Consider the following 2,177-nt stretch of genomic DNA (forward strand, 5'->3'; position numbering starts at 1 on the left):
TGTCAACAGATGCATTTTCAGCTGACTGATCGTAAGCACTCCAGCCTCTCATTGGTACAATAAGAGCTGTAGGTCCTGTTGTTTTATTTAATCTGCTTATAACATAAAGAGCAAGTTCTTCGGTCTCGTCTTTGTCAGGAACCATAATAGTTACTGCAGAATTATGAACATAAGGAGCTTTTGAATTTTTGTAAGAAACTCTTGTACCGTTCCTGAAGCCCTCCAGATATTTTTCAGGTACGGTTACCTGATAAGCAGACTGGTCAAGTCCACCAGGACAAACGACCTGCGGGATTCCTTTTCTGCTTGCAGCAGTCAGTCTGTCCCCGGTCCATTCTTTGCTTATGCCATAAATACTGCCATACATGTTATTGCTTATTTCGCCAGGAGTTATTTCGTAAACCGCAGTTATCTCTCCCGAATCTATCAGGTCTTCCATTGTTGCGCCTGTTCCAACCTGATGAATGATGATGGAATCCCAGCCTCTTTCATGCATGTATTTTTCACATTTTATTACCGTGGGAGTAGTTGTCCCATACGCGGTTAAAGCGACCAGGGGTTTTACATCCATATTCTGGATTTCACGATATCTGGCCATTCCTACGATTGCTGCTGCCGCATTGCCAATAAGTTTTCTTGTAACCTTATTGACCCCTTTTTCAGAAATCGGATTAACTATATAGATATCCTTGTTGCCAAGCCAGCTGCTCACATCTCCAGAGGCCAGAGTGGATAACATTATTTTTGGAAAACCAATCGGGAGTGCCCTCATTACCATGGTGGCAGTAGATGTCCCTACTGAACCTGCCCATGATATAACGCCGTCAATCTTATTTTCATCATAAAGCTTTTTAATTTTCAGTGCTCCCGCTGTACCTACAAGAGAGATTGCATCTGATCGGGAAGCTTTAAATACATCTTCTTTTTTTAAAGCGCTTTCAGCAAGAATTTCGGAAAGCCCTATATCAGCCCATCCTACTTCATGACCGAGACTTATTTCAAATATTATGGGATTTCCTCCGGCTCTTTCAACTTCTTCAGCCAGAAATTTTATTTCATCTCCCTTGATATCAAGTATGCCCATACATACTATGTTAGGTTTTTTATTATTCATTGAAATTCCTTTGTTTTATTTTTCTTAATCAAGATTAAATTCCTATCTTACTTATCATCCGCCCATTGAGATATTTTTAAATGCCATTGTAGCTTCCACTATAGCTTTTTCAATCGGCATTCTTTCAGCCGCAGAACCGCCAAGGAATCCTTGTGCATTGGTATGTTTTAAAACATATTCTGCGTCTTCAGGAGTTTCAATGGGACCGCCATGGGCGACCAATATGACATCTTTATTTACTTTTCTTGCTGCATCAAATATCTGCTGGCTTAATTGTGAAGCATCATCCAGCGACATTGCGGTTTTTGCTCCTATGGCTCCGCCTTTCGTTGCTCCTACATGCGAACATATTGCATCTGAACCTGCTTCAGTTAAGATCTCTGCTTCCTCCGGAGAAAAAGCATAAGCGAAAGTAAACATATCCATTTCATGGGCAGCTGCTACAAATTCAACTTCTTTACTAAAACCCATTCCTATCTGTTCTATCTGCTCACTGAAACCTTCCCCGTAGATTTTGCTTATGAAAGGGTTAATGCCTGATATTCCGAGATCTGAAAGCATTTTCAAATGTTCTTTATGGGGAAGTAAAGGATTATTCGGTGATGAAAAAGCTATTACCGGTGTTTCCTTGACCATTGGGACTATTTCTTTTGCCAGATTAAAAACAATCTGATTAAAATCGCCAAAAGGCAAAAAAGCTGCAAGAGAGCCCAGTCCTTTAAGTCTTCCATAACTGGTCGGAGAAATAAAAATAAGGTCAGCGCCACCTTTTTCCTGAAGTTTTGCGGACAGTCCCATACCGCAGTTTGGTATAAACAAAGGTTTGCCTTTTGATATTTCAGCCTGCAGTCTCTCCACAACTTCTTTTGAAGTATATTTTTTGGCCATATTTACCCCTTCCTGATTTTTTGAAAATTGATGTTAATCAATATTTTTTATCGGAAAAAATAAAAAATTCTGTTCTTTTATTCTCTTATAAAAAGCTGACTGATTTCAAAAAAAGTATATTACTATTAATAATTTTAATCAAATAAAATGATAATTTTTATTAAATTTCTTATAA

At 38.6% G+C, this 2,177-nt stretch carries 2 protein-coding genes; both read right to left on the reverse strand.

What is annotated here, in order from left to right; translation table 11 throughout:
• A partial coding sequence (locus GXZ93_01530) for a hypothetical protein (protein ID HHT78472.1) occupies positions 1-1,114 on the reverse strand: 1,114 nt, incomplete at its 3' end.
• Between the two features lie 54 nt (positions 1,115-1,168).
• Entirely contained in the window at positions 1,169-2,002 is an 834-nt protein-coding gene (locus tag GXZ93_01535; protein ID HHT78473.1) for a phosphoenolpyruvate hydrolase family protein, read from the reverse strand.
• Between the last annotated feature and the right edge of the window lie 175 nt (positions 2,003-2,177).

The sequence above is a fragment of the Actinomycetota bacterium genome (assembly GCA_012837825.1).
GTDB lineage: Bacteria > Actinomycetota > Humimicrobiia > Humimicrobiales > Humimicrobiaceae > Humimicrobium.

Coding starts and splice junctions, on each gene's coding strand:
- GXZ93_01535 (HHT78473.1), bottom strand. CDS start 2,002: ATGGCCAAAAAATATACTTCAAAAGAAGTTGTGGAGAGACTGCAGGCT.